We start from the raw sequence: 1,633 nt of genomic DNA on the forward strand, positions 1-1,633 counted from the left end.
AACAGGTCAGCCACCAGGCCGTAGTCCGCCACCTGGAAGATCGGGGCGTCCTCGTCCTTGTTGATGGCGACGATGACCTTGGAGTCCTTCATGCCCGCAAGGTGCTGGATCGCACCGGAGATGCCGACAGCGACGTACAGATCCGGGGCGACGATCTTGCCGGTCTGGCCGACCTGCATATCGTTGGGTACGAAGCCTGCGTCTACCGCGGCGCGGGATGCACCAATGGCGGCGCCCAGCTTGTCGGCAATGCCGTCCAGCAGCTTGAAGTTCTCGCCGTTCTGCATGCCGCGACCACCGGAGATCACAACAGACGCTGCAGTCAGTTCCGGACGGTCAGACTTGGCCAGTTCCTCACCGACAAACTCGGAGATGCCGGCGTCGTGAGCAGCGCCAACCGCTTCGATAGCGGCGGAGCCACCTTCGGCAGCCGCGGCGTCGAATGCCGTGGTACGGACGGTGATCACTTTCTTGGCGTCAGCGGTCTGCACGGTGGCAATCACGTTACCGGCGTAGACGGGACGCTTGAAGGTGTCAGCGGACTCGACAGCGATGATGTCGGAGATCTGGGCCACGTCCAGCAGGGCCGCCACGCGAGGCATGGTGTTCTTGCCGTTGCTGGTAGCGGGCGCGATGACGTTGTCGTAGCTGGCGCCGACTTCCGCGACCAGCAGGGCCACGTTCTCGGCCAGCTGGTGCGCGTAGGCAGCGTTGTCGGCTACCAGCACCTTGCTGACGCCAGCGACGGCAGCAGCCTGCTCGCCAACAGAAGCGCAATCTGCACCAGCGACGAGGATATCGATGTCTGCACCCAGGGCCTGGGCTGCAGTCACCGCATTCAGGGTAGCGCCGTTCAGGGCGCTATTGTCGTGTTCTGCAATAACCAGTGTGCTCATCAGATTACTTTCGCCTCGTTCTTCAGTTTGTCGACCAGCTCGTCCACGCTCGCTACCTTGATACCTGCCTGGCGCTCGGCCGGCGGCTCAACCTTGAGCTGGGTGAGGTGGGACTTCACTTCCACGCCGAGGTCGGCGGGAGAGAATACGTCCAGCTGCTTCTTCTTCGCCTTCATGATGTTCGGCAGGGAAGCGTAGCGCGGCTCGTTCAGGCGCAGGTCGGTGGTGACGATGGCGGGCAGCTTCAGTTTGACAGTCTGCAGGCCGCCGTCCACTTCGCGGGTGACGTTGACGGAATCGCCGTCTACTTTTACTTCGGACGCAAAAGTACCCTGGCCCATGTTGGTCAGGGCGCCCAGCATCTGACCGGTCTGGTTGTTGTCACCGTCGATGGACTGCTTGCCGAGGATAACCAGCTGCGGCTCTTCCTTCTCGACAACGCCCTTCAGCAGTTTGGCAACCACCAGCGGCTCAACGAGACCTTCGGTCTCCACCTGGATGCCGCGGTCGGCGCCCAGCGCCAGCGCGGTGCGGATCTGTTCCTGGCAGGGTTTCTCGCCGACAGATACCACGACCACTTCGGTAGCGACACCCGCTTCTTTCAGGCGCACGGCCTCTTCAACGGCGATTTCACAGAATGGGTTGATGGCCATTTTGACGTTGTTAAGATCAACATCACTGCCATCGGCTTTGGCGCGAACCTTGACGTTGTAGTCAACAACGCGCTTTACAGCAAC

The 1,633-nt window shown here is 61.5% G+C and carries 2 protein-coding genes; both read right to left on the bottom strand.

All coding sequences use genetic code 11. The features are described from left to right. On the bottom strand, nucleotides 1-896 hold an 896-nt coding region (locus FV139_RS20970; RefSeq protein ID WP_148070453.1), incomplete at its 3' end, for an electron transfer flavoprotein subunit alpha/FixB family protein. Continuing rightward, nucleotides 896-1,633 (bottom strand): electron transfer flavoprotein subunit beta/FixA family protein (locus FV139_RS20975; protein WP_148070454.1); only part of this gene is annotated, 738 nt, incomplete at its 5' end. The genes FV139_RS20970 and FV139_RS20975, both read right to left, overlap by 1 nt.

The organism is Parahaliea maris (assembly GCF_008064665.1).
GTDB lineage: Bacteria > Pseudomonadota > Gammaproteobacteria > Pseudomonadales > Halieaceae > Parahaliea > Parahaliea maris.